This window comes from Flavobacterium keumense (assembly GCF_029866485.1).
GTDB lineage: Bacteria > Bacteroidota > Bacteroidia > Flavobacteriales > Flavobacteriaceae > Flavobacterium > Flavobacterium keumense.
The window spans coordinates 1,642,539-1,668,315 of the sequence record NZ_CP092332.1 but is presented as its reverse complement, the minus strand read 5'-3'; the positions used below and the strand labels follow the sequence as shown (position 1 = coordinate 1,668,315).

The following is a 25,777-nucleotide window of genomic DNA, read 5'->3' as shown; positions in this document are numbered from 1 at the left end:
AACAGTATGCAATTAAGCAACGAAGAAGAAGATTACAACTTATCTCTTTCCAAATTTGAGTCAATGTTAAAGACTAATAAAGTCTTATTTTTTGATTCCGAGGAATTTGAAGAAATCATCCTTCACTACATCGATACGGGAAAAACTTCTTTGGCCAAAAAAGCATTAAAATTAGCCTTAGAACAACACCCAAAATCTACTGGATTAAAATTGGTTCAAGTTGAAATGTTGGTTTATGAAGACCAATTAGATTTGGCTGATAAAATGCTAAACGAGTTGTATGCCATTGAACCGAATAACGAAGAAATTTACATTCAAAAAGCCAATATTTGTTCCAAAAGAGATCAACACGAAAAAGCCGTTGAACTCTTACAAATTGCCTTAAAATATACTGATGATTATGCTGATGTCTATAACTTAATTGGGATGGAATATCTTTTTATGGACAATTTAGAAATGGCAAAAAACAGTTTCATCAAATGCCTCGAAGAAGACATAGAGGATCAATCAGCTTTGTATAACGTAGTCTATTGCTTTGAATTTTTGGATCAAAACAAAGAAGCCATTCAATACTTAAATCAATACATCGATAGAAATCCGTACAGTGAAATAGCGTGGCACCAAGTGGGACGTTTGCATTACGGATTAAAAGAATATGAAGAAGCCATTCGTGCTTTCAACTATGCTACTTTAATTGATGACGAATTCATGGGTGCTTTCATGGAAAAAGCCAAAGCTTTGGAACGCTTAAAACGTTACGAAGAGGCTATTGAAAGTTATGAAAGAACTATTGAATTAGACGATGCCACTTCCTATGCCCTGCTACGCATTGGAAAATGCCATGAAAGATTGGGAAATACCGCTTTAGCAATTAAATATTATAATGAAACAGTTCACGAAGACCCACTTTTAGACAAAGGGTGGATTGCAATCACCGATTTTTACGTTCGTGAAAAAAACTTCCAAAAAGCATTGTTCTATGTTAATAAAGCATTAGCTATTGACAACCAAAATCAAATGTACTGGAAGCGCTATGCTACTATCAACAAACAGATGAATTTCTTTGAAGAAGCTGAATTTGGTTACCGCAAAGCAGTTGAATTTGGAGACTATCAATTAGACACTTGGTTGTTTTGGGTCGATATTCTTCAGTTTTTAGGCGAATTTGATAATGCCATTCAAACTCTATTACAAGCTACTGAATATTTCCCTGAAGAAAACGAAATCGAATACCGTTTAGCTGGATTGTATTTCATGATTCAAGACACCACTAAAGCTAAATTTCATTTAAGTAATGGTTTGCGTTTGAACTCTGACAATTACATTCTTATTGAAGACTTATTCCCAATGGTTTGGGAGGAAAAAAAAGTTCAAAATTATATTGCCAAACACAAAAAATAAACATGACGCCACCTATTAAAAAACGTTTTGGTTTACTGGGACGCAATATCAATTATTCGTTTTCTAGAGGTTATTTTACGGATAAATTTGAAAAAGAAAATTTAGAAGGATATACTTACGAAAATTTTGATATTCCAACAATCGAATCTTTTTTGGATATAATAAAAAACAACGACCATTTGAGTGGAATGAATGTTACCATTCCGTACAAAGAAGCAGTTTTGCCATTTTTAGACAAATTATCTAAAAAAGCGGCTAAAATTGGAGCAGTTAATACCATTAAATTCACCAAAAAAGGTAAACTCAAAGGGTACAACACTGATTATTATGGGTTCCAAAAATCGTTAGAACCTTTGCTAGAATCCCACCATAAGAAAGCCTTAATTTTAGGAACTGGTGGCGCTTCCAAAGGGGTGGCTTTTGCCTTAGACGAATTAGGAATTGAGTATACTTTCGTCTCAAGACAAGCGAGTGAAACCGTTTTGGGTTACAACCAAATTACGGATTTAATTTTTGACGAATACCAAATTGTAATTAACTCTACTCCCGTAGGCACCAGCCCTAACACCGATGCCTATCCTGAAATTCCGTATGAGTTTTTTACCAAAAAACACATTGCTTACGACCTGATTTACAATCCTGCCGAAACCCAATTTTTGAAAAAAGCTCAGCTTCAAGGAGCAAAAACCAAAAATGGATTGGATATGCTCATTTTCCAAGCAGAGAAAGCGTGGACGATTTGGAATAAATGATGTAAATTCAAGCTTAATACATCGAAACCCATTTTTGTATTTATAAAATTACTCATCAACCTCAATGAAAAGAATAACTGTGTTTTGTGGTTCCAGTTCAGGAACTGCTGATGTTTATCGATCACAAGCAAGTATACTTGGAAAAACTTTGGCAAAAAGAAATATTGAACTAATTTATGGTGGAGCCAATGTTGGATTAATGGGAGCTCTCGCAGATGGGGCACTAAGCGAAAATGGAAAAGTTATTGGTGTATTACCTGATTTTTTAAAATCCAAAGAAATTGCTCACGATAGCCTAACTGAATTAATCATTGTAGCAAGCATGCATGAAAGAAAAGCAAAGATGAATGAATTATGTGATGGAGTCATCGCCTTACCTGGAGGATATGGAACATTGGAAGAGTTTTTTGAAATGCTTACATGGGCGCAATTAGGCCTGCATCAAAAACCTATTGCTGTTTTGAATGTAGATGGATATTTTGATGCTTTAATAACTTTAGTTGAAACTATGGTCAGCAAAGGATTTCTAAAAGAGATAAATCAAGAAATGCTAATCATTAGTAATAATATAGATGATCTTCTCGACAAAATGGAGTGTTATATTGCACCAAAAGTTGGAAAATGGATTAATTCAGAATTGATATAATCGAAATTTAATTCTAACTTTTTTTAACCTAAAACGATGATAAATAAGGGATTTATTTTGTAGTTCAAAAGCGGTTTAGTATCTTTCGACTGGAATAATTTAGTAACCTTATACATTGAAAAAATGTTAGAAGAAAAGAATGATAACCTGCTTGAAGCAGATGGAAACCTTACTGATTCTAAAGAATCAACACCTACAACAGTTGAAACACCTGAAACTAATGTAGAACCAATTGGAGCGGCACCCGAAGCCAATTTGAATCAATCAATTATTGAGGCTATTGCCGATACCAATGCTGAGGAAAGCGAGGACGAAAGTTTAAAAGAACGTCACGACATTCCGATGCAAGATTACGAAGCTTTGTCTATGGAAGCACTTGTAGAGGAATTAAACTCCTTAGTTTCTAACGAAAAAGTAGCGTCAATCAAAGACCATGTCGAAGAGATCAAAAAAGCTTTTTTAGCCAAATACAACCACTTTATCGAGGAGAAAAAAGAGGAATTTCTTGCTGAAAACCAAGACCCAAATGAGGAATTCCAATACCATTTCCCTCTCAAATCGAAATTTGACAACATCTATTCTGTTTACAGAAACCATAAAAACGAACACTTCAAAAATTTACAAACGAGTTTAAAAAACAATTTAGAAAACCGTTTAGCTATTGTTGAGGAGTTAAAAGAATTGATTAATCCCCAAGCCAACATTAAAGACATATTAAAACATTTTAATGATTTAAGAGAGCGTTGGAAAAATGCAGGACCAATTCCAAAAGATAAATACAATCATGTTTGGAATAACTATCATTTTCACGTAGAAAATTTCTATGATTATTTGCACTTGGATCGCGAGGCACGAGATATTGATTTCAAACATAATTTAGAGCAAAAACAAAAAATTGTAGCTCGTGTAAAAGAACTAATCAAAGAAGAAGATATTAACAAAGCATTTCGTGAATTACAGGATTTACACCGCATTTGGAAAGAAGAAATTGGGCCTGTCTCTAGAGAATATCGTGAAGAAATTTGGAATCAATTTAGTGATTTAACCAAACAGATGCACGACAAACGTGAATTATTATTTGAAAAACTAAGAAGTGCCGAAGTTGATAATCTAGCTAAGAAAAAAGAAATTATTGCACAAATTGAGGTGTTGGCTACTGAAAAAGTTAATGCTCACACACAATGGTTAACACAAATAGAAAAGGTAGAAGCTCTTAGAGAAGCATTTTTTGCAGCAGGTAAAGTCCCTGCAGAGGTGAGCGAAGCTACTTGGGCAGCCTTTAAAGCAGCTGTGCGTAATTTTAATTCGTTCAAAAATTCGTTTTATAAAGAAATCAAAAAAGATCAAAACGATAATTTGAGTAAAAAACAAGCTTTGGTAGCCAAAGCAAAAGCGTTACAAGAAAATACAGATTTTGCTTCTACTACTCCAATTATGAAACAAATTCAGGAAGAATGGAAAACAATTGGCCATGTTCCTAGAAAATACTCCGATAGTATTTGGAAAGAATTTAGAGAGGCTTGCAACCATTATTTTGACAAATTAAAAGAACACAAAAACGAGGAAAATAGTGAAGAAGTTGCTGCTTTTGAAAACAAAAAAGCTTATTTAGAAACCTTGAGATCTTTCCAGTTAACTGGAGATCATAAAACGGATTTAGAAGGAATTAAATCGCATATTCAACACTGGAAAAGTTTAGGAAAAGTTCCTTTTGGTAGACGTCACATTGAAGGTAAATTCAATAAAATATTAGACGCCCTTTTTGAAAAATTAAGTTTGAGTAAAAAAGATTCTGATATGATGCGTTTTACTAACCGAATGGATCAATTGTCTGAAAGTAATGATACTCGTAAATTAGAAAGCGAAAAAATATTTTTGATTCGTAAAATTGAAGAAATACAAAATGAAATTTTTCAATTAGAGAATAATATTCAGTTTTTTACCAATACTAAAAATGCCAAAAAAGAAAATTCAATTGTATTGGAAGTTCGCAAGAACATCGCCATTCATAAAGAAAATCTAGAAGTTTGGAAAGAAAAATTGAAACAATTACGCAATCTAAAACAGGAATAGCTTTTATCTTTATACTTACAACCTCAATTTAAAAGATTGAGGTTTTTTTATGCCAAAATGTAACGGAATGATAATTATCATTTTAATTCATCGAAGGTCCGCTTACTTTTGAACTTTCAAATGAATTTATTATGACTAATTCACTACTTCAAAAGTACAATGTCCCTGGACCAAGGTACACCAGTTACCCGACCGTTCCGTATTGGAATGAAGGTGATTTTACATATGAAATTTGGTTAAGCACTCTTAAAAAATCATTTGTAGAAAGTAATTCAACAGAAGGAATTAGTTTGTATATTCATCTCCCTTTTTGCGAAAGCATGTGTACTTTTTGTGGTTGTAACAAAAGAATAACTAAAAATCACGAAGTAGAAAACCCTTACATCAAAGCCGTTGTAAAGGAATGGGATTTATATTGCGATATTCTTGGCGAAAGACCCAATATTAAAGAAATTCATTTGGGTGGAGGAACACCTACTTTTTTCTCTTCTGAAAATTTAGAGATACTTATCAATGGAATTTTTGCAAAAGCAAATAAAGCCTCCGATTATGAATTTAGTTTTGAAGGACATCCTAATAATACCACCCGAGAACAGCTGCAAAAATTATATGATCTGGGTTTTAGACGAGTAAGTTTTGGAGTTCAAGATTATTCTGAAAAAGTACAAAAAGCCATTCACCGCATCCAACCCTTTCTAAATGTTGCTAAAGTAACTTTGTGGGCTAGAGAAATTGGCTATACTTCAATAGGTCATGACATTATTTTTGGACTACCTTTCCAAGAAAAAGAGGATGTGATTGATACTATTGAGAAAACCAAGTCGTTACAACCTGACCGTTTAGCTTTTTACAGCTATGCCCATGTGCCTTGGATAAAAGGAAATGGGCAACGCGGATTCAATGATGAGGACATTCCTAAAGATGATAAAAAACGGGAACTCTACGAAATAGGCAAAGAATTACTCTACGAAAATGACTATCACGAAATTGGGATGGATCATTTTGCTTTAACAACCGATAGTTTATTTCATTCCTTTGAAGTAGGCAAACTACATCGTAATTTTATGGGATACAGTTCTTCCAAAACGCAATTGATGATTGGTTTAGGTGTTTCGTCTATTAGTGATAGTTGGTACAGCTTTGCTCAAAATGTAAAAACTATAGAAGAATATTACCAATTTTTAGACACCAATACTATTCCTGTATTTAGAGGCCATCTATTGACTGAAGAAGATTTAATCATCCGAAGACATATTTTGAATTTAATGTGCCAATTTGAAACCTCTTGGGCCAATCCAAAAAACTACTTTAATGAAATTCCCGAAATAGTAATTCAATTAAAAGAAATGGAAAAAGATGGACTCATTGAATTTATTTCAAATGGGATGAGAGTAACAGAAGACGGAAAACCATTTGTTCGTAATGTTTGTATGGCATTTGACTTACTTTTAAAACGAAAAGCACCTGATACTGCTTTGTTTTCAATGACAATTTAAAAGAATAATAAAAAAGCACACTATTAAGTGTGCTTTTTTATTCCTATAGAAATAATCTAACTTTTAATAATCGATACTAATTCATCTTTCATAAACAATAAATTAGCTTTCAATTGATGTAAATGTTCATCAGTAGTTGTTTCCACTCCTGTATTGATTCTATGAATTTCATGCTCTAATTCGTGGTAGTCATCAAAAACTTTTCTGAAATGTGCATTATTCACTTTCAATTGATGAATTCTATCTTGGTACTCTGGTAATTCGTGTAATAAATCGTGTCTTTCCATTTTTTATAATAATTTAAATTCTAATTTTTATTAATGACAATTGGGTGTTTCTTGAACAAATAAACTCATTTTAGCCGGTGAAATGTATGGAATTCCCAATCCCAATCCGCGTAGTATAAATAAAACACCAATAATAACTCCAACATAAGGAATCGCTTTTTGAACCTTATTGCGAAATGAAAGAGTCATAAAAGAATTGAGATACGTCACACTGCTCATCATCGGAATAGTGCCCAATCCAAAAAGCAACATATAGGTTATACCTAAAGATACATTTTGCATAGCAATGGCACCAAATAAAGCCACATACACCATACCGCATGGCAGAAACCCATTTAATACGCCAATGGTAAACAATGATTGGTAACTTCTATTTTTAAATTGTTTTCCTAAGGCCATTTTAATCTTTGAAATTAATCGATATACTGGTTTAGAAAAATTATAATTGGCCAAAACTCTTTCGGGAGTTAGAATAGTTATAATCATTGCTACGCCAATAAATATGGATAATCTTTGTTGAATTCCTGCTAAAAAAAAACCTTTTCCTACCAAACCAAAAAGCAATCCGATTGTAGCATAAGCTACCAAACGACCCAGATGATACGTTATAATTTGAGTCGCTTTTTTTGTTGGATTAGTACTATCTACTGGGATCATCATGGCAATTGGCCCACACATTCCAATGCAATGCAAGCTACTAATTAGACCAAAGATGAAAGCAGAATACAACATAAACGGCTAATTAATATAGATGGTTTCTTTAGATAAATACGATTTCCCTTCGTATTGCCATTCCATATTAATATCCCAACGGCCACCTACCAAACTTTTTTTAGGTACGAGCAAAGTTGGTTCAGAAATCGAAATTGGCACTTCAAAATCCATTTTCTTGTTAGATGGCCTGTAAAGGGATACTTTTCCTTTTATTTTAGTAGGAACAAAAGTCACTGGAAATGTTATTTGAGCTCCTTGTGTAGTCAATTCCACTTTTGGCTTTTCTGGTAAATCCTGAGCATTTTGAATACGCTCCATTTCTTTTCCAAATTGTGCATCGTGCTTATAATATTCCTCTACTACTAAATCATTATCATATTTTGAATTGGATTGCACCTCAACAACAAAATAGAGAATAAACGCCATAAATAATCCAAAAGCTATTACAATACCTGTTCCCCAATTGATTTTCATTTTTCTTAATATTAAGTTATCTAATCAAAACTTCTCGGACTTAAGAAATTTGTCGTTGCTGTTTCAATTTTTTTATTTCCGTTATACACCTCAATTTCTAACTTGGTTTTATCTGTTTCTAAGAGATATTGATTAATTTCAACAAATAAAGTTCCACTGTTCATACCTTGTTTTGGCACTTTAAAATCTTGTTTTCCTACTACCTTCAAACTCCCTTTAATTCCAACCAATTTAAAGTGAATATCCTTAAATTCTTCATTGGTCTTATTAATAATTTTAAAGGTATAGATATTACTGATATTTTCACCTTTATGTTGGTACAATTGACCTGGCAAACGTAAGATTGTTGCCTCTACATCGGTTCGCAAAAACAATAAACCTGTTAATACTCCAACCAAGATAATTAATACAGCTGTGTAGCCTTTCATCCTTGCTGTAAATTTAAACTTAGCGTTTTTCTCAATTTCGTCTTCGGATGCATAACGAATTAAACCTTTGGGTAAACCAACGCTTTCCATAATAGTATCGCACTCATCAATACAAGCAGTGCAGTTTACACATTCCAATTGTGTTCCGTTTCTAATATCTATTCCTGTAGGACAAACGTGTACACATTGGTGGCAATCGATACAATCTCCTTTTCCGGCTGTAGCACGATCTTCATTTTTATTGAATTTAGCTCTTCCTGCTTCTTTTTCGCCACGTACAAAATCGTACGCCACATTAATCGATTTGTTATCCAAAAGTACTCCTTGTAATCTTCCATAAGGACACGCAATGATGCACACTTGTTCTCTAAACCAAACAAAAACGAAATAAAAAACGCCTGTAAAAATCAATAACGCAATTAAAGTACTCAAATGACTTTCGGGTCCCTCTTCAATCATTTTTAGCAATTCATCACTACTGATTAAATAGGCTAAAAATACATTCGCAATGAAAAAAGAAATCACAAGAAACAAAAACCATTTGATTCCTTTTTTTCTAATCTTCTCGGCATTCCATTCTTGTTTACTCAATCGGATTTGTGCTCCTCGATCTCCTTCAATCCAATACTCTATTCGACGAAAAACCATTTCTAAAAAGATGGTTTGCGGACAAATCCATCCACAAAATATCCTCCCAAAAATAACGGTAAAGAGAATAACAAAAACGACCCCAACAATCATGAATAATACAAACAGATAAAAATCTTGAGGCCAAAATGGAAATCCAAAAATATTAAATCGGCGTTCCAAGACATTGAACATCATGAACTGGTTGCCATTAACTTTAATGAATGGATTAGCAATAAGAATAGCCAATAAAAAATAACTGACTAATTTTCGGTACTCATACAACCTACCTGAAGGTTTTTTAGGAAATACATATTTTCTTTTTCCGGCCTCATCAATAGTACCGATACTGTCTCTAAAAGACTCATCTTGTAAACTGGACATTATGCTGTAATTTTAAAAGACCAATTTCAGATTTGAAATTGGTCTTTTAGTTCGTGTTTATTTATTTTGCAGGTGTTGCAGTAGCTTCTTCAACCCAGATTTCTCCATCTGGTGCTTTTGGATCTTTTGGATTACTTCCTTTCAAAGAAATAATATAACTCGCTACTTTTTGAATTTCTTTTGGTTTCAAAGTACCTTTCCAAGCAATCATACCTTTTCCGTCACGACCACCATTGGTAATCGTATGGAACAAGTTTTTGATTCCTCCTCCTAAAATCCAGTACTCATCAGTTAAGTTAGGTCCAATTTGTCCCCCAGCATCCGCTCTATGACAAGCAGCACAATTGGTTTCGAAAATGGTTTTCCCTTCTGCCAATGTAGGTGCGTCTGTAACTAAAGTAACTGTTTTTTCGTCCATTAAATCCGGAGCTGTTTTCATATATTCGGCTACTTCAATTTTGGCTTGTGCCAATTCTTTTTTCAATTCGGTCTCTTGATCATCAGCTCCAAGAATTTCAAAACGAACTAAATATACTACCGAAAATACGATACAAGCATAGAATAAGTACAACCACCATGGTGGTAAATTGTTATCTAATTCTTTGATTCCATCATAATCATGATCCAATAAAAGTTGACCTTCATTCTCCATTGGTTCTGACTTGGTCAAGGCTTTCATGATTTTAGCATACCATTGGCTTTCTTTAAAACCTAATTGTGTAGCTTCTTCTAACTTTGCTTTTTGTTCTTCAGTCAATAATTGATAGGTAATCTTATCAATTGCACTAATTGTAATTTCTATTGCAATTAAAAGAAATAGAAACACAAATAAGAATACAGACACCATTGGAAATTTCACAAAAGCAGGACGGTCTCCAGAGTCAATAAAAAATTCCATTGCACCAAAAACGGCGAAGAAAATAAGAGGAACTCTTACATATACAGGGATTAATTTTTTCATTTTTAAAAGTTTAAAAAATTATAATGATGGATTGTCATTCAATGGAATTTGGCTCATCTCTTCTATTTTTTCTTTCTTATAGGAGAAAACCCAAAGTCCTAATCCTACAAAGAATAAAAAGAAAATCAACAATGACAGTATTGGATAAATCGCAACTCCGGCGATGGTTTCCATATTATGTTTTATTTGTTCAAACATGACGTACTATATTATTTTTTTACTTTGATATCAGTTCCTAATCTTTGCATATAAGCAATTAAGGCTACGATTTCTCTTTCGTTCATTGGAACAAATTTTTCGCCTTTAGCGGCTGCTTTTTTCTTGCTTTCATCATAACTTTTCACAAAGTCAGGATCATTTTTCAAGCTCTCTTCAATTGTAATAGCTTGAGCTCTTAAATCTTTTTGAGCATTAGCGACCTGAGCTGGAGTATAAGGTACTCCAAGAGTAACCATTGCTTCCATTTTCTTTTGAGTCATAGAAATATCCATTGCCTCATTGTCAAACAACCATTTATATCCTGGCATAATTGAACCCGCTGAAATACTTTGTGGATTCCAAAAGTGATTGAAATGCCAGTTGTCATTATACTTCCCACCTACTCTCAATAAATCGGGTCCAGTACGTTTTGATCCCCAAAGGAATGGATGATCGTATACAAACTCTCCTGCTTTAGATTGTGGTCCATAACGTTCTACTTCACTACGGAACGGTCTAACCGATTGTGAGTGACATCCCACACACCCTTCACGAATGTATAAATCACGTCCTTCTAATTCTAATGGTGTATAAGGCTTAACACTTGTAATTGTAGGGATATTCGATTTTACCATAATTGTAGGTACAATTTGAATAATACCTCCAATTAAAATCGCTACTGTAGCCAAAATTGTCAATTGGATTGGTTTTCTTTCCAACCAAGGATGGAATTTTTCTCCTTTTAATCTTCCACTGCTGATTTGTTTTAATTCAGGAGCTTCAGCTAATTCATCTTCGATAGATTGACCTGCTCTCACGGTTTGAATAATATTATATACCAACACTAACATTCCTACAAGATACATAGTTCCTCCCACAGCTCTCATTAAATACATCGGCATAATTTGGGTAACCGTCTCAAGGAAATTACCGTAAGTTAAGGTTCCATCTGGATTGAATTGTTTCCACATTGAAGCTTGTGTAAAACCAGCAACATACATTGGCAGCGCATAAAGTATAATTCCTAATGTACCAATCCAAAAGTGAAAATTAGCCAATTTAGTTGAATATAAAGGAGTTTTAGTCATTCGTGGTATCAACCAATAAATCATACCAAACGCCATAAATCCGTTCCAAGCCAAAGCACCAACGTGTACGTGAGCAATAATCCAATCCGTATAGTGTGCAATAGCATTTACATTTTTAAGAGACAACATTGGTCCTTCAAAAGTAGCCATACCATAACCTGTAATAGCTACTACAAAAAACTTCAATACTGGCTCAACTCGTACTTTGTCCCAAACTCCTCTTAAGGTTAACAAACCATTAATCATACCTCCCCAAGATGGAGCAATCAACATTACTGAGAAAACTACTCCTAAATTTTGTGCCCAAGTTGGTAACGCAGAGTATAATAAATGGTGTGGCCCTGCCCAGATATAAATAAAGATCAAAGACCAAAAGTGAACAATAGAAAGTCTATACGAGTATACAGGACGATTGGCTGCTTTTGGAACAAAATAATACATCAATCCTAAGAATGGTGTGGTTAAAAAGAATGCAACCGCATTATGGCCGTACCACCATTGTACCAAAGCATCTTGAACCCCAGCATATACTGAATAACTTTTCATTCCAGAAATAGGCAATTCTAAACTGTTGAAAATATGTAATACCGCTACAGTTACAAAAGTTGCTAAGTAGAACCAAATAGCCACATACAAGTGACGCTCTCTTCTTTTCAAAATGGTTCCAATCATATTGATACCAAAAACAACCCAAATCAATGCAATTGCGATATCGATTGGCCATTCTAATTCAGCATATTCTTTTGAAGTACTAAATCCCAATGGCAAAGAAACGGCTGCTGCAACAATTATTAATTGCCAACCCCAAAAGTTAAGATTACTTAAAAAATCACTAAACATTCTTGCTTTTAGGAGACGTTGCATGGAATAATATACCCCAGCAAACATAGCATTACCCACAAAGGCAAAAATAACTGCATTAGTATGTAAAGGTCTCAATCTACCAAAACTCAACCACGAAATTCCGTCGGTAACGTTTGGAAAAAGAAACATAAAAGCCAGAATAAGTCCAACTAACATTCCTACTACACCAAAAACAATGGTGGCGTAAAGGAATTTCTTTACAATTTTGTTGTCGTAATAAAATTGTTGCATTTCCATAATTAAATTTGTTTTTCTTCTATTGTTTGTACTGATTTATTTGGTTTTACTTTAAGCTCGTCATCAAAAAGCATTCTGACTGAAGGCGTATAATCATCGTCGTATTGTCCTGTTTTTACTGCTCTTATAAAAGCGATAAAAAAACCTATGGCTACTAGGATACTAATCGAGATTAATAAATAAATAACACTCATACCTTAAAATTATGTTAACAAAGTTAGTTGTAGTACTCTTTAAAAAATATGACATTTATCATACTACACTTATTTCTATTAAATTTAATCAAAAAAAGAATAAAAAATCGTTTTATTTCTTTTCTACTCTTTTGGCATAATAATTACTAGATAAGGTTACAAAACTCACTATCGTAATGGTACTCAAGGGCATAATAATAGCTGCCACAAGAGGTAATAAATTCCCTGTAACTGCAAATGACAATCCAACAACGTTATACAATAGCGATAATGTAAAGCTCATTTTAATCGTTGTGATGGATTTTTTAGAAAGTTTCAAAAACGAATGAAGCTGCTGAAACACACTTGCATCTAAAATGGCATCACATGCTGGAGAAAACACATTCACATTTTCGGATATTGCAATCCCCACATTGCTTTGTGCTAAAGCACCTGCGTCATTCAATCCATCTCCTACCATCATTACATTCTTCCCGCTTTCTTGCAAATTTTTAATGAACGCTAATTTTTGCTCTGGCTTTTGATTAAAAATTAATTCGGTTCCTTTCGGTAATAATTTTTCTAATGCCTCTCGTTCTCCTTCATTATCTCCTGAAAGTATTTTCAATTGATACTGCTGACTCAAATTAGCAAAAAGTGTTGCCAAACCTTCTCGGTATTGATTATTGAAAACATATTTTCCTAAATAATTCCCATTTATTTTAATATGAACTGAAGTTTGTTGAACCTCATTTTCTTCTATCGAACCCACAAAAGAAGCTGACCCTAACTGTATAATCGTTTCATCTATTTGAGCTTGAATTCCTTTTCCAGTAATCTCTTCAAATGAATCCAATTTTATTCTTTTTGTTTCTGGCAAAAAGTCATACAACATGCGACTCAATGGATGATTAGACGCACGAAGTACATTTTTAACTAAAGCGATTTTGTTTTCTGAAAGCGCTTCTCCTTGGAATGAAATATTTGATTTTTTATTGGTAGTAATCGTTCCTGTTTTATCAAAAACAATGGTATCAACATTCGCTAATTGTTCAATTACTAAAGCATTTTTGAGATAGAATTTTTTCTTACCTAGAATTCGAAGAATATTTCCAAAAGTAAACGGTGCTGTTAATGCCAAAGCACAAGGACAAGCGACTATTAATACTGCAGTAAATACATTAAAGGCGATATTGACATCTTTGAAAATCCAATAACCAAAACCTCCAAAAGCAATTAAAAGCAAAAGCGGAGTGAAATAGCGGGAAATTTGATCGGTAATGGTCTTGTGTTTTTGTACTACCTTTTTTTTAAACACATCATTACTCCATAATTGTGTCAAATAACTTTGAGAGACCGAATGCAACACTTCCATTTCGACCATTGTACCTATTTGCTTTCCTCCTGCAAATACTTTGTCTCCTGACTTTTTGGTAATAGGAATAGCTTCTCCCGTTACAAAACTATAATCAATTTCGGCTGTTTCAGAGATTAAAATACCATCTACAGGAATTAATTCTTGATTGCGAATGAGTAATCTGTCGCCTTTTTGAATATCATAAACAGGGATACTTTGTTCTGAATTGCCTTGAATTCGCGTGATGGCAATGGGGAAATACGATTTGAAATCACGTTCAAAACTCAAGAAACTATAGGTTTTGATTTGGAACATTTTCCCTAAAAGCATAAAGAAAACTAAACCCGTTAAGCTATCAAAAAAGCCAGAACCATAATCCATTACAATATCTACAGTACTGCGCACAAACATCACAATGATTCCTAACGCGATTGGAATGTCAATATTGAGCATTTTGGATTTAATGCTTTTATAGGCCGACACATAATAACCACTTGCGGAGTATAAGAAACTCGGTAATGATAATGCAAAAATTAACCAACGGAAAAAACCACGGTATTGGTCGAGCCAATATTCTTTTACTTCAAAATATTCGGGAAAGGAAAGCAACATAATATTGCCAAAACAAAAGAACGCGACTCCTAATTTATAGGTTAAACTTCTATCAACTTTATTGGAGCCTGCCTCATAGTTTTCTAAACTTATGTAAGGTTCATAGCCAATTCCACTCAGTAAATAGACAATTTCTTTGAGCGAAACCTCTTCTGGTTTGTAGGTAATTCGGACTTTTTTTTCTGGAAAATTAACTTGAGAAGTACTTATTCCCTTTTGAAGACGTTGTAAATTTTCCAAAATCCAAATACACGAGCTACAATGTATATGAGGAATGTTAAGTGAAACAATAGCGGTTGCATTCTCTTCGAATTCCAACAGTTTTGACACAATACTTTCATTATCTAAGAAATCATATTTACCATTAATATCTTGTGGAGTTGCTCCAGGCGATTTTTCAAAATCATAATAACAAGTCATATCATTGAGACTAAAAATTTCATACACGGTTTTACAACCTGTGCAACAAAATAATTTGTCATCAAAGACAATTTCTTCTTTTTCTATAATCTCTAAACCGCAATGGAAACAGTTTTTTGTATCCATAGTCTTTGCTCATTTTACCTGTGACAAAGGTCACCAATTGTTCCTATTAAAAATATGACATTTGTCATAATAATCATTAAATTTGTAGTCAATCAAGTCCCTACTTTATATTATGAGTAAATGTGAACAATGTATTGTTAGAGAATTCAGCTCTTTAAAAGCCTTAAATAAGGAAGAATTAGTCCGCCTTTCAGAATGCAAAAAATCATATTCAATTAAGAAAGGGGATGTTATTTTTGAAGAAGGCGAAACCATAAATGGAATTTATTGTATCAAAGATGGTGTTTGCAAACTCTCTAAATTGAGTGCTAACGGAAAAGATCATATTGTTAAACTCATCAAAAAAGGTGAATTACTAGGACAACGTTCTATTATTAGTGACGAACCTGTGAATTTAAGTGCGATTGCCTTAGAAGACATGGAAGTTTGTTTTATACCACGATCTGAAGTGATGGATTTTTTTGAGAAAAACAATCAGTTTTCTATGAATGTCATGAAAACGATTTGTGGCGATTTAAAAGAAGCAGATGACCATGCCGTGAATATGGCTCAAAAAACGGTTAAAGAACGTCTCGCCGAAACCTTACTTTATTTAGCCGATACCTTCGGTAAAAATGATGATGACAGCCTAAAAGTACAATTATCAAGAGAAGAACTTGCCAGTATGATTGGCACCGCTACCGAAAGTTGTATTCGTTTACTTTCTGATTTCAATAAATTAGGTTTGATTGAATTATCGGGTAAAAAAATCACCTTAAAAGAAATTGGCAAATTAAAGAAAATGGCAGAGTAGCTCCTACATTTTCTTCGCCTCGTTCCAAAAAACATCCATTTCAGCCAACGTCATATCCATTAATGGTTTGCCTAATGCTGCTGCTTTGCTTTCTAAGTACTGAAATCGGGATATGAATTTTTTATTGGTTCGTTCCAAAGCATCTTCAGGATTGATTTTTAAGAATCGGGCATAATTAATCATTGAGAAGAGCACGTCTCCAAATTCAGCTTCCATTTTATCTTGGTTTCCAGCGGCTACCTCAACTTGAAATTCTTGTAATTCCTCTTGTAATTTATCCCAAACCTGATGTGGTTCTTCCCAATCAAAACCAACACCTTTAACCTTATCTTGAATTCGGCTGGCTTTTACCAAAGCAGGCAGGCCTTTTGGCACACCTTCCAAAACTGATTTTTTTCCTTCTTTTAGCTTGAGTTTTTCCCAATTTTGTTTCACCTCTTCTTCATCTTTCACTTCCACATCACCATAAATATGTGGGTGACGATGAATCAGTTTTTCACAGATTTCATTACACACATCGGCCATATCAAAATCTTGAGTCTCGCTTCCAATTTTGGCATAAAAAACAATGTGCAGCAACAAATCACCCAATTCTTTTTTGACTTCTTCCAAATCATTTTCTAAAATCGCATCGCCCAACTCATAGGTTTCCTCAATAGTTAGGTGACGCAAACTTTGTAATGTTTGCTTTTTATCCCAAGGACATTGAGCACGCAAATCATCCATAATGGTTAACAATCTATCGAAAGCTTGAAGTTGTGATTCTCTTGAATTCATTGTAAAAATTGGTTTTGGTAAAAATAAAAAAATCCTACTAAGAAATCGATCTCAGCAGGATTTAAATAATTTTCCAATTAACAATTACGCTTTTGTAGCTTTTGCTTTTTTAGGTTTTTCTTCTGTAACGGATTCTTCTTTACTTGACGCTTTTGGCGCTTCATCAGTAACTAACCCTTTTGATTGCAACAAATTGTACCAATTCAATACTTTTTTGATATCAGAACCGTATACTCTCTCCTCATCATAATCAGGTACGATTTCTTTGAAGTAAGCGGCTAAAGTAGCTGCATCTTCTTTATGAGAAATAGCAGGTCCATTATTCTCTTTTTTGGCAATAGCAATCAATATTTCAACCAATGGTTTTTCAGCTTCATACGTATAAATCGAAATTTCAGATAACAAACTTACGTTTGCTTTTAAATTTACTGTGATTTTTTTTCCGTCCAATAATGACTCGGCTACAAAACCAGTACGCGTTTGGATTTTCAATTCGTATAAACCTGGTTTCCCAGAAATAGCTAATATTTTTTCGATATTCATTATATATTTATTATTTATTATCTTCCTTTTTTACCAAAGAACTTCATTCTATATTCTTGAAATGTTTTGCCTTCAATAATGTTTTTTAATTTTTTCTGTATCAAACGTTTTTTCAAAGACGAAATTTTATCTGTAAACAAAATCCCTTCTATATGATCGTATTCGTGCTGAATGACTCTTGCAATTAAACCATCAAAAACTTCGGTTTTCATTACAAAATCTTCTTCACAATATTCAATTGTTACGATTGGTTTTCGATAGACATCTTCGCGCACATCAGGAATACTTAAACAACCTTCGTTGAAACTCCACTCCTCGCCTTCTTCTTTTACAATTTTAGCATTAATAAAAGTACGTTTGAATCCGTTCATTTTTTTTTGATCGGCTTCAGACATATCCTCATCATCACTAAAAGGGGTTGTATCAATAATAAACAAACGTATTGGCAAACCTACTTGTGGCGCTGCTAATCCCACTCCATAGGCGTTGTACATCGTTTCATACATGTTGGCGATGGTTTCTTTTAAGTTAGGATAATCAGGTGTAATTTCCTCTCCAACCTTTCTTAAAACAGGGTCTCCATAACCTATAATTGGTAAAATCATTCGTATTGTATTAAATTGTCATTTACCTTTTAAAAGATAATTTTCTTTTTTCGAGTGCAAAAATAGTAAAAAGATATTTGAATTACGATTTACGATATACGATTTACAATATACGATTTACCATTTTTTTAAAATCTCTTATCTAAAGTCGAAACAGATTTAATTTAATCCCAAGGTATCGGCAGTATTTTTTCTAACCTCAGCTAACAAATCCGGATTAGCATTTAATTCTTGTCCAAAAGAGGGTATCATTACTTTTAATTTAGACTGCCATTCTTTAGTTTTCATTTGGTCTTTAAAACATTTTTGTACTACATCTAGCATTACGGATACGGCAGTAGAAGCTCCAGGAGAAGCCCCTAACAAAACCGATAAAGTTCCATCATTAGTAGTAATCACTTCAGTTCCAAATTCTAAAATACCTCCCTCTTTTTCGTCTTTTTTAATGACTTGAACACGTTGTCCTGCACGCTCTAACTTCCAGTCTTTTGACCTCGCATTGGGCACATATTCTCGTAACGCATTCATTCTATCTTTTGGTTTTTGACGTACTTGCTCAATCAAATATTTAGTCAATGGAATATTTTTAATTCCAGCGATTACCATCGGAATAATATTGTCTGATTTAATTGATAATGGCAAATCAGAGTAAGAACCATTTTTAAGGAATCGTGTAGAAAATCCTGCAAAAGGACCAAAAAGTAACTGCTTTTCTCCGTTAATCATTCGGGAATCAATATGAGGTACCGACATAGGAGGAGCACCAACACTAGCTTTACCATATACTTTAGCATCATGTTTTGCAATCACTTCTGGATTAGTACATTTTAGCCATTGACCACTTACAGGAAAACCACCATAACCTTTCCCTTCAGGAACATTGGCATTTTCCAACAATGGTAAAGAACCGCCTCCAGCACCAATAAAGATAAATTTTGGATACACTCTTCTCTTCTGTCCTGTTGTCAAATCACGTACTTTGATTCGCCAAGAACCATCTTTTCGTTGTTTTAGCTTTCTAACTTCATTATTAAAATGCATCGTAACTCCTTCTAATGTTTGAAGATAGTTAAACATATTTCGAGTTAATTCCCCAAAATTAACATCGGTACCAATATCCATTTTAGTAGCTGCCATCGGTTCTGAAAGTTCTCTTCCTTCCATAACTAAAGGCATCCATTCTTTCAGCACCGAAAATTCTGTACTAAAATTCATATCCTGAAATAAAGGATTGGATTGCAATACTTCAAATCTCTTTTTAAGATAATCCACATTTTTTTCTCCCCAAACAAAACTTAAATGCGGTACACTTTTAATAAATTTATCTGGAGAAACTACTTTATTTTGCTGTACCAAATACGCCCAAAATTGTCTTGAAACCTCAAAAGACTCCGCAATACTAATGGCTTTTTTAGGACTTATGGTCCCATCTGCTGCTTCAGGCGTATAGTTCAATTCACAAAAAGCAGAATGTCCCGTCCCGGCGTTGTTCCAAGCATCAGAACTTTCGCAAGCGGCATTATCTAATCTTTCGTATATTTCAATAGTAATATTAGGTTGTAGTTCTTTTAAAATAACACCTAGAGTGGCGCTCATAATTCCTGCACCTATAAGGATTACATCAGGGTTGGTTCGAATTGTAGTATCGGACATGGTTCAAAATTTTAAGGTGCAAATATACTCCTTAAAATTGCAAAAAACAGCATAAAATTGTAACAAATTCAGGTCGAAACGTAAGAAATGAACGCCTTTTTAATCCCTAATTAAAACATCTTTCTAGACAAATAGTCTTGGAGCATAATCGTTGCTGAGATTTCGTCAATTAAGCCTTTATCTTGACGCTTTTTTTTGCTCAATCCACTATCTATCATTGTTTGAAAAGCCATTTTAGAAGTAAACCGTTCATCCACTCGAATTACTTTCATATCAGGAAAATGATTGGTGAAATGTGTCACAAATCCTTTGATAATTGAAGCACTTTCAGAAGGCTGACCATTCATTTGCTTGGGTTCGCCAATAAGTACTGCTTCTACTTTTTCTTTTTGGAAATAGTCTTTCAAAAAATCAATGGCCGTTGCCGAAGGAATCGTTGTTAATCCAGAAGCAATGATTTGCAGCTCATCAGTAACTGCAATTCCGGTGCGTTTTTGGCCGTAATCTATAGCGAGTATTCTTGGCATTAATTTTTCTCTTAAATTGGAGGGGTAAATTTACTTAAAATTCAGCATAAATCCTTTCCAGTTACGATGAATTAATTCAGTTAATTGATAACTATGTATCCTAGAGTTCCTTTTTTGACAATTGCACAAAAAAACTATCTTTGTCAAAAATTAATACAAACTACACCATGAATTCATTACAAACAACAATAGAACAAGCTTGGGAGAACAGAGCTTTATTACAAGAAACGGCTACAACCAATGCTATTAGAGAAGTTATTGCATTATTAGATGCCGGAAAATTACGTGTTGCTGAACCAAAAGGAGATACTTCGACTTCGCTCAGTACAGGCTCTTGGCAAGTAAACGAATGGGTAAAGAAAGCCGTAGTAATGTATTTCCCTATCCAAAAAATGGAAACTTGGGAAGCTGGTATTTTTGAGTTCCATGACAAAATGGAATTGAAAAGAAACTATGCTGAAAAAGGAGTACGTGTGGTACCAGGCGCTTCTGCTCGTTATGGTTCATACATTTCTAGTGGGGTTATCATGATGCCAAGTTATGTTAATATTGGTGCGTATGTTGATGAAGGGACTATGGTTGATACTTGGGCGACCGTAGGAAGTTGTGCTCAAATTGGTAAAGACGTTCACTTAAGTGGTGGTGTTGGAATTGGTGGTGTTTTAGAACCTTTACAAGCTGCTCCAGTAATTATTGAAGATGGTGCTTTTATTGGTTCTCGTTGTATTGTAGTAGAAGGAGTTCATGTAGGTAAAGAAGCGGTTCTTGGAGCCAATGTATGTTTAACTGCATCAACAAAAATCATCGATGTAACTGGTGACGAACCTAAAGAAATGAAAGGATTTGTACCTGCTCGTTCTGTAGTAATTCCAGGAAGTTACACTAAAAAATTCGCGGCTGGAGAATTTCAAGTGCCTTGTGCTTTAATCATTGGTACTCGCAAACCTTCTACTGATTTGAAAACATCATTGAACAATGCGTTGAGAGAATACGACGTAGCAGTATAATACAAATCAAATGGTTGATATCTCAATTGTCATTGTAAACTACAAAAGTTGGAATGATCTGAAGGAATGTCTTCAGTCTATTGTTTCAATCAATAGCCATCAATTTACTGTGGAAACAATTGTTGTAGACAATCAATCAAGCGATGGAAGGATTGAGGAATTTAAACACCTCTTTCCTTCCATTTCTTTTGTTGAAAATTCTGGCAATAATGGTTTTGCTAATGGGTGCAATGTAGGAGCAGCAGCTGCAAAAGGAAATTATTTATTTTTTTTAAATCCAGACACTATACTATCTGAAGAAGCTATTTATGAACTATGGAAGACTGCCTCTACAACTCCTGATTTAGGAATTGTTTGCTGTACCCAAATCAATGAATCTGGGAAACACTACAATGAAATTCGATTTTTTCCAAGTCTACGAACTTTATTTGGACCATTCAGGGCTTTGTTTAAAGTAATCAATAAACAATTGATTAATGAGAACTACAACCCTGAAAAGCAAATAGTCTTTCCTGAATGGGCAACAGGAGCTGTAATTTTTATGAGTAAAACTTGGTTTGAAAAAGTGAACGGATGGACTGAAAAATATTGGCTTTACTTTGAAGATGTAGACTTATGTAAAAAAGTAAGTAATCAAGGAGGTAGAGTTGGATTAATTAGAAATACTTCAATACTACACAAACACGGGGGTGCTTCAAGAATTAATATTAAAACTAAAGCTTTGACTAAAACCGAAGTTTTAATTTCACAACATGTTTATTTTAATGAACATACAAAAGGGTTACACCATTTTCTTATTCAATTAATATTAGTTAGTTCAACGCTAGTAGAAAAAATATTATTAGCAATAATTGGATTAGTATTCTTTTTTATACCTAAACTAAAAGTAAATTTGTTAATCCTAAAACACTTAATTCTTTATTATTTTAACTGTATAATTCAATCTACTTGGACTAGTCCTCGCGCTATGAATTATCTCAAAAAGTAAATACCCTAAATTTAATACAATGGCGCTATCACAATACGATTATTTAATAGTAGGTTCTGGACTATTTGGAGCTGTTTTTGCACATGAAGCACATAAAAAAGGAAAAAAATGTTTAGTCATTGACAAACGAAATCATAAAGGCGGTAATGTATATTGCGAACAAATTGAAGATATCAATGTACATAAGTATGGTGCCCATATATTTCATACTAATGATAAAGATATTTGGGATTATGTGAACCAATTTGTTGAATTCAATAGATATACAAATTCCCCCGTAGCCTTCTACAAAGATGAAGTATATAACTTACCATTCAACATGAATACTTTTAACCAATTATGGGGTGTCAAAACTCCTGAAGAGGCCAAAACCAAAATTGAAGAACAAGTAAAATCATCTGGTATTACCAATCCTAAAAATCTTGAAGAACAGGCGATATCCTTAGTAGGAATCGATATTTATGAAAAGTTAATTAAAGGATATACTGAAAAACAATGGGGTAGAAAAGCTACTGAATTACCCGCTTTTATCATTAAACGATTACCTGTTCGATTTACGTATGACAATAATTATTTTAATGACAAATACCAAGGAATCCCAATTGGTGGTTATAACAAATTAATTGATGGGTTATTAGACGGAATTGAAGTTCGATTAAATGTCGATTTTTTTACTCAACGTGAGGAACTTACCCGATTGGCTGATAAAATTGTGTTTACAGGAAAAATTGATGAATATTACAATAATCAATTTGGTAGCTTGGAATATCGTAGCTTGAAATTTGAAACCAAAACTTTGGATCAAACTAATTTTCAAGGAAATGCTGTCATAAATTATACTGAAAGTCAAATTCCTTATACAAGAATTATTGAACATAAGCATTTTGAATTTGGGACACAAAAGAAAACCGTAATTACATATGAATATCCTGACGAGTGGAGTCCTGGCAAAGAATCCTACTACCCAGTCAATGATGATAAAAACAATGCTATTTACAATCAATACAAAAAATTATCTGAAAAAGACGATTCAGTTATTTTTGGAGGACGATTAGCCGAATATAAATATTATGATATGCACCAAATAATAGCTTCGGCCTTAAAAAAAAGTAATGATTTTTTATAATCTTCATTTATGAGCAGCAAAATTCTAATTTGTACACACAGAGAATTCAATTATATTCAAGACAACTCTTTTTTGCCTATTCATGTTGGGAAAGAAATAAGTTCCTTGAATTTACCTTATCAGTCTGATAATACTGGAAGCAATATCAGTAAAAAAAACAAAAACTATTGCGAACTTACAGCATTGTATTGGGCGTGGAAGAACTTAAATGAAGTTGGTACTATTGGTCTTTGCCACTATAGACGATTTTTTGATTTTTCAGACACTACATCTGCAAATACAATTATAGAAATTACAGAAGAATATTTTTCAACTAATTTTGAAAATTATATCTACAAAGAAAACCTCCTAGACGGGTATGACATTATTTTACCCAATCCATTAGTTAAAACACGATCACTTTACAGCCATTACGCATTATCCCATTTACCAGAAGATTTTGACATTCTCGCTAAAACAGTAGCAAAATTACATCCAGAATATATAAAATCTTTCCAAAAAGTAATGTTTGAGAACAATTCTTTTTCGCCTTTCAATATGCTTGTAGCCAAAAAAGAACTCGTTGATGATTATACAACTTGGCTATTTTCAATCTTAGAAGATGTAGAACAGCAAATAGAAATTTCTACCAATCCGTATCAAGAAAGAGTATTAGGTTTTATGTCTGAACGATTACTCAATGTGTATGTATATCATAATCAGTTAAAAATAAAATACCTCCCAGTACATTTTGTTGCTGACAAATACAAATCAAAGTCTAGGTTAATGAAGAAAGTTGTTGAATACAACAATAATATCATTTTTTGGTTTCGTTCTAAGCTTACTAAAAAAAATCACCTAAAATCAATTAAGTAACGTAATCAAATCTCCCCCTTCATGAAAAAATTTTTCGTTATCCTAATCTTTTTCAGTTGTACCATCCATTCAAATGCCCAAACTTATTTAAAAGGGAATGTATTTACAACATTATTGACGATTCCAAATGTGGGTATTGAAACAAGTATTGGTAAGCAATCTACCTTTCAATTTGACATTACCGCTTCATTTTGGAAATCGGTCAAAGGCAATCCTAGAGAATTTTATCTTTTTATTCCCGAATACCGCTACCATTTTAAAGAAAAAAATAATGGATTTTACTTAGGAGCACATGTAGGAGCAACCATTTTCAATTTCCAAAAATGGAATTATTTAAACACTAATAAATACGAAAAAGGATTAGGGTATGTTATGGGAGTAACATTGGGCTATAAAGCAAAAATTAATCAAAAATTACATTTAGACTGTTTTTTAGGAGGTGGATCGCACCAAGGTTTTTATAAAGGATATTACATTGGTACAAATGAACGATACGAGAGTGCCGTAAAATATAATAAAAGTGGTGAATGGCTCCCTTATAGAGGTGGTATTATGCTATCGTATCAACTAAACTAAAATCATGATGAACATCAATCAAGAAATTTTAAATGCTTTTGAAGTCATAAAAAATGGCGGAATCATTCTCTATCCTACTGATACGGTTTGGGGAATTGGTTGTGATGCCACCAATGAAGAGGCGGTACAAAAAATTTATGCTTTAAAACAACGGGAAGAATCAAAAAGTATGATTTGCCTCATGAATGGAGAGAAAATGATGTACAATGTATTTAAAGATATTCCTGAAGTAGCATGGCAAATTCTAGATTTATCTGAGAATCCAACCACCTTGATTCTTGACAATCCTTGGAATGTAGCGCCTAATTTAATTGCGCCCGACAAAACTTTAGGAATTCGATTAGTAAAAGAACCTTTTTGTTTCAAATTAATGGAGCGCATGAAAAAGCCATTAGTTTCTACCTCGGCCAATATATCGGGACAACCTACTCCAAAATCATTTAAAGAAATTAGTCCCGAAATTATAAAAGGTGTGGACTATGTTGTAAATTTGCACCACGAAAAAATTGCTGGCAAACCATCTACAATTATAAAATTGACAAATGATGCGCAGGTAAAAGTGATTAGAAAGTAATTAAATTTTACCGCAGATTCGCAGATTAAAATATAATCAATGGAAGATTATTTACATAAAGATAAAACATATCAAATTATTGGAATTCTTTTTGAAGTTCATAAGAATTTAGGTAAAGGATTTTCTGAAATTGTATATAAAGATGCCATAGAATTTGAATTTGCCCAACTAAACATTCCATTTGAAAGAGAAAAAGAATTTAGCGTTAATTATAAAAACACAATACTAAAGCATAAATTTTATGCCGATTTTGTAGTACACAACAAAATAATTTTAGAGATAAAAACTGTAGATTGTTTTAATGCAAATCATTATAATCAATGTCTAAACTATTTAAAAATATCTAATAATGAACTCGCATTACTGGTAAATTTCAATTCAGTTTCATTAGAATATAAACGAATAGTTAATTCAATTAAATAACAAATCTGCGAA

27 protein-coding genes are annotated in these 25,777 nt (G+C 33.3%); 13 read left to right on the top strand and 14 right to left on the bottom strand.

All coding sequences use genetic code 11. The annotated features are described in order from the left end of the window. Nucleotides 1-6: 6 nt before the first annotated feature. The 5 genes from MG292_RS07480 to hemN all read left to right on the top strand — a co-directional run bounded on the left by MG292_RS07480 (nucleotide 7) and on the right by hemN (nucleotide 6,368). A complete protein-coding gene (locus tag MG292_RS07480) occupies nucleotides 7-1,401 on the top strand; it encodes a tetratricopeptide repeat protein (RefSeq protein WP_264533344.1) in 1,395 nt (464 codons plus the stop codon). 2 nt (nucleotides 1,402-1,403) lie between these two features. Further along, nucleotides 1,404-2,153, top strand: coding sequence for a shikimate dehydrogenase family protein (locus MG292_RS07475; RefSeq protein ID WP_264533345.1), 750 nt, complete (start codon nucleotides 1,404-1,406; stop codon nucleotides 2,151-2,153). Nucleotides 2,154-2,217: 64 nt separating this feature from the next. Then, complete coding sequence (locus MG292_RS07470) at nucleotides 2,218-2,799, top strand: LOG family protein (RefSeq protein ID WP_264533346.1); 582 nt, start codon at nucleotides 2,218-2,220, stop codon at nucleotides 2,797-2,799. Nucleotides 2,800-2,922: 123 nt separating this feature from the next. Continuing rightward, complete coding sequence (locus tag MG292_RS07465; protein WP_264533347.1) at nucleotides 2,923-4,872, top strand: DUF349 domain-containing protein; 1,950 nt, start codon at nucleotides 2,923-2,925, stop codon at nucleotides 4,870-4,872. Between the two features lie 131 nt (nucleotides 4,873-5,003). Then, nucleotides 5,004-6,368: an oxygen-independent coproporphyrinogen III oxidase gene (hemN, locus tag MG292_RS07460; protein ID WP_264533348.1), complete on the top strand. Its 1,365-nt coding sequence runs from the start codon at nucleotides 5,004-5,006 to the stop codon at nucleotides 6,366-6,368. Nucleotides 6,369-6,424: 56 nt separating this feature from the next. Here the strand turns inward: hemN and MG292_RS07455 are convergent, their stop codons facing one another. The 9 genes from MG292_RS07455 to MG292_RS07415 form a co-directional block, all read right to left on the bottom strand. Continuing rightward, nucleotides 6,425-6,655: an HP1242/YdcH family protein gene (locus MG292_RS07455; protein ID WP_264533349.1), complete on the bottom strand. Its 231-nt coding sequence runs from the start codon at nucleotides 6,653-6,655 to the stop codon at nucleotides 6,425-6,427. A gap of 30 nt (nucleotides 6,656-6,685) precedes the next feature. Continuing rightward, nucleotides 6,686-7,387, bottom strand: coding sequence for a sulfite exporter TauE/SafE family protein (locus tag MG292_RS07450; protein ID WP_264533350.1), 702 nt, complete (start codon nucleotides 7,385-7,387; stop codon nucleotides 6,686-6,688). A 6-nt stretch (nucleotides 7,388-7,393) separates the two neighbouring features. Then, nucleotides 7,394-7,843 carry a FixH family protein gene (locus MG292_RS07445; RefSeq protein ID WP_264533351.1) on the bottom strand — a complete coding sequence of 150 codons (450 nt, stop codon included), beginning with the start codon at nucleotides 7,841-7,843 and terminating at the stop codon, nucleotides 7,394-7,396. 20 nt (nucleotides 7,844-7,863) lie between these two features. After that, complete coding sequence (gene ccoG, locus MG292_RS07440; protein WP_264533352.1) at nucleotides 7,864-9,282, bottom strand: cytochrome c oxidase accessory protein CcoG; 1,419 nt, start codon at nucleotides 9,280-9,282, stop codon at nucleotides 7,864-7,866. Nucleotides 9,283-9,343: 61 nt separating this feature from the next. Next, nucleotides 9,344-10,243 carry a cbb3-type cytochrome c oxidase N-terminal domain-containing protein gene (locus MG292_RS07435; RefSeq protein ID WP_264533353.1) on the bottom strand — a complete coding sequence of 300 codons (900 nt, stop codon included), beginning with the start codon at nucleotides 10,241-10,243 and terminating at the stop codon, nucleotides 9,344-9,346. A gap of 18 nt (nucleotides 10,244-10,261) precedes the next feature. After that, nucleotides 10,262-10,417: a CcoQ/FixQ family Cbb3-type cytochrome c oxidase assembly chaperone gene (locus tag MG292_RS07430; RefSeq protein ID WP_374507192.1), complete on the bottom strand. Its 156-nt coding sequence runs from the start codon at nucleotides 10,415-10,417 to the stop codon at nucleotides 10,262-10,264. A 35-nt stretch (nucleotides 10,418-10,452) separates the two neighbouring features. After that, the gene (ccoN, locus tag MG292_RS07425) at nucleotides 10,453-12,630 is read right to left on the bottom strand and encodes a cytochrome-c oxidase, cbb3-type subunit I (RefSeq protein WP_264533355.1); all 2,178 of its coding nucleotides are present in this window, start codon (nucleotides 12,628-12,630) and stop codon (nucleotides 10,453-10,455) included. A gap of 2 nt (nucleotides 12,631-12,632) precedes the next feature. Next, nucleotides 12,633-12,824 (bottom strand): cbb3-type cytochrome oxidase assembly protein CcoS, encoded by a 192-nt coding sequence (gene ccoS / locus MG292_RS07420; protein WP_264533356.1) that lies wholly within the window; start codon nucleotides 12,822-12,824, stop codon nucleotides 12,633-12,635. A 112-nt stretch (nucleotides 12,825-12,936) separates the two neighbouring features. After that, on the bottom strand, nucleotides 12,937-15,318 hold the full coding sequence (locus MG292_RS07415) for a heavy metal translocating P-type ATPase (protein ID WP_264533357.1): 2,382 nt from the start codon (nucleotides 15,316-15,318) through the stop codon (nucleotides 12,937-12,939). Nucleotides 15,319-15,430: 112 nt separating this feature from the next. On the opposite strand from MG292_RS07415, the gene MG292_RS07410 reads away from it, so the two are divergent. Beyond that, nucleotides 15,431-16,111, top strand: coding sequence for a Crp/Fnr family transcriptional regulator (locus MG292_RS07410; RefSeq protein WP_264533358.1), 681 nt, complete (start codon nucleotides 15,431-15,433; stop codon nucleotides 16,109-16,111). Nucleotides 16,112-16,114: 3 nt separating this feature from the next. Here MG292_RS07410 and mazG read toward each other — a convergent pair whose 3' ends face one another. The 5 genes from mazG to ruvX all read right to left on the bottom strand — a co-directional run bounded on the left by mazG (nucleotide 16,115) and on the right by ruvX (nucleotide 20,216). Further along, nucleotides 16,115-16,888 carry a nucleoside triphosphate pyrophosphohydrolase gene (gene mazG, locus MG292_RS07405; protein WP_264533359.1) on the bottom strand — a complete coding sequence of 258 codons (774 nt, stop codon included), beginning with the start codon at nucleotides 16,886-16,888 and terminating at the stop codon, nucleotides 16,115-16,117. 84 nt (nucleotides 16,889-16,972) lie between these two features. Further along, complete coding sequence (locus tag MG292_RS07400; protein ID WP_264533360.1) at nucleotides 16,973-17,431, bottom strand: DUF5606 family protein; 459 nt, start codon at nucleotides 17,429-17,431, stop codon at nucleotides 16,973-16,975. Nucleotides 17,432-17,448: 17 nt separating this feature from the next. Further along, nucleotides 17,449-18,036, bottom strand: a complete 588-nt coding sequence (gene def, locus MG292_RS07395; RefSeq protein WP_264533361.1) for a peptide deformylase — start codon at nucleotides 18,034-18,036, stop codon at nucleotides 17,449-17,451. 159 nt (nucleotides 18,037-18,195) lie between these two features. Further along, a complete protein-coding gene (locus MG292_RS07390) occupies nucleotides 18,196-19,689 on the bottom strand; it encodes a malate:quinone oxidoreductase (RefSeq protein ID WP_264533362.1) in 1,494 nt (497 codons plus the stop codon). Between the two features lie 110 nt (nucleotides 19,690-19,799). Then, complete coding sequence (ruvX, locus tag MG292_RS07385; protein WP_264533363.1) at nucleotides 19,800-20,216, bottom strand: Holliday junction resolvase RuvX; 417 nt, start codon at nucleotides 20,214-20,216, stop codon at nucleotides 19,800-19,802. 167 nt (nucleotides 20,217-20,383) lie between these two features. Here ruvX and MG292_RS07380 point away from each other — a divergent pair, with 167 nt between their 5' ends. The 7 genes from MG292_RS07380 to MG292_RS07350 are packed head-to-tail and all read left to right on the top strand — an operon-like array spanning nucleotide 20,384 to nucleotide 25,765. Next, nucleotides 20,384-21,223 carry a 2,3,4,5-tetrahydropyridine-2,6-dicarboxylate N-succinyltransferase gene (locus tag MG292_RS07380; RefSeq protein ID WP_264533364.1) on the top strand — a complete coding sequence of 280 codons (840 nt, stop codon included), beginning with the start codon at nucleotides 20,384-20,386 and terminating at the stop codon, nucleotides 21,221-21,223. Nucleotides 21,224-21,233: 10 nt separating this feature from the next. After that, nucleotides 21,234-22,211: a glycosyltransferase family 2 protein gene (locus tag MG292_RS07375; protein WP_264533365.1), complete on the top strand. Its 978-nt coding sequence runs from the start codon at nucleotides 21,234-21,236 to the stop codon at nucleotides 22,209-22,211. A gap of 19 nt (nucleotides 22,212-22,230) precedes the next feature. Beyond that, a complete protein-coding gene (gene glf / locus MG292_RS07370) occupies nucleotides 22,231-23,337 on the top strand; it encodes a UDP-galactopyranose mutase (RefSeq protein WP_264533366.1) in 1,107 nt (368 codons plus the stop codon). A gap of 9 nt (nucleotides 23,338-23,346) precedes the next feature. Continuing rightward, nucleotides 23,347-24,192, top strand: a complete 846-nt coding sequence (locus MG292_RS07365; protein ID WP_264533367.1) for a DUF4422 domain-containing protein — start codon at nucleotides 23,347-23,349, stop codon at nucleotides 24,190-24,192. Nucleotides 24,193-24,213: 21 nt separating this feature from the next. Beyond that, nucleotides 24,214-24,768, top strand: coding sequence for a DUF3575 domain-containing protein (locus MG292_RS07360; RefSeq protein ID WP_264533368.1), 555 nt, complete (start codon nucleotides 24,214-24,216; stop codon nucleotides 24,766-24,768). Nucleotides 24,769-24,772: 4 nt separating this feature from the next. Continuing rightward, complete coding sequence (locus MG292_RS07355; RefSeq protein WP_264533369.1) at nucleotides 24,773-25,342, top strand: L-threonylcarbamoyladenylate synthase; 570 nt, start codon at nucleotides 24,773-24,775, stop codon at nucleotides 25,340-25,342. Between the two features lie 39 nt (nucleotides 25,343-25,381). Continuing rightward, a complete protein-coding gene (locus MG292_RS07350) occupies nucleotides 25,382-25,765 on the top strand; it encodes a GxxExxY protein (RefSeq protein ID WP_264533370.1) in 384 nt (127 codons plus the stop codon). Nucleotides 25,766-25,777: the final 12 nt, after the last annotated feature.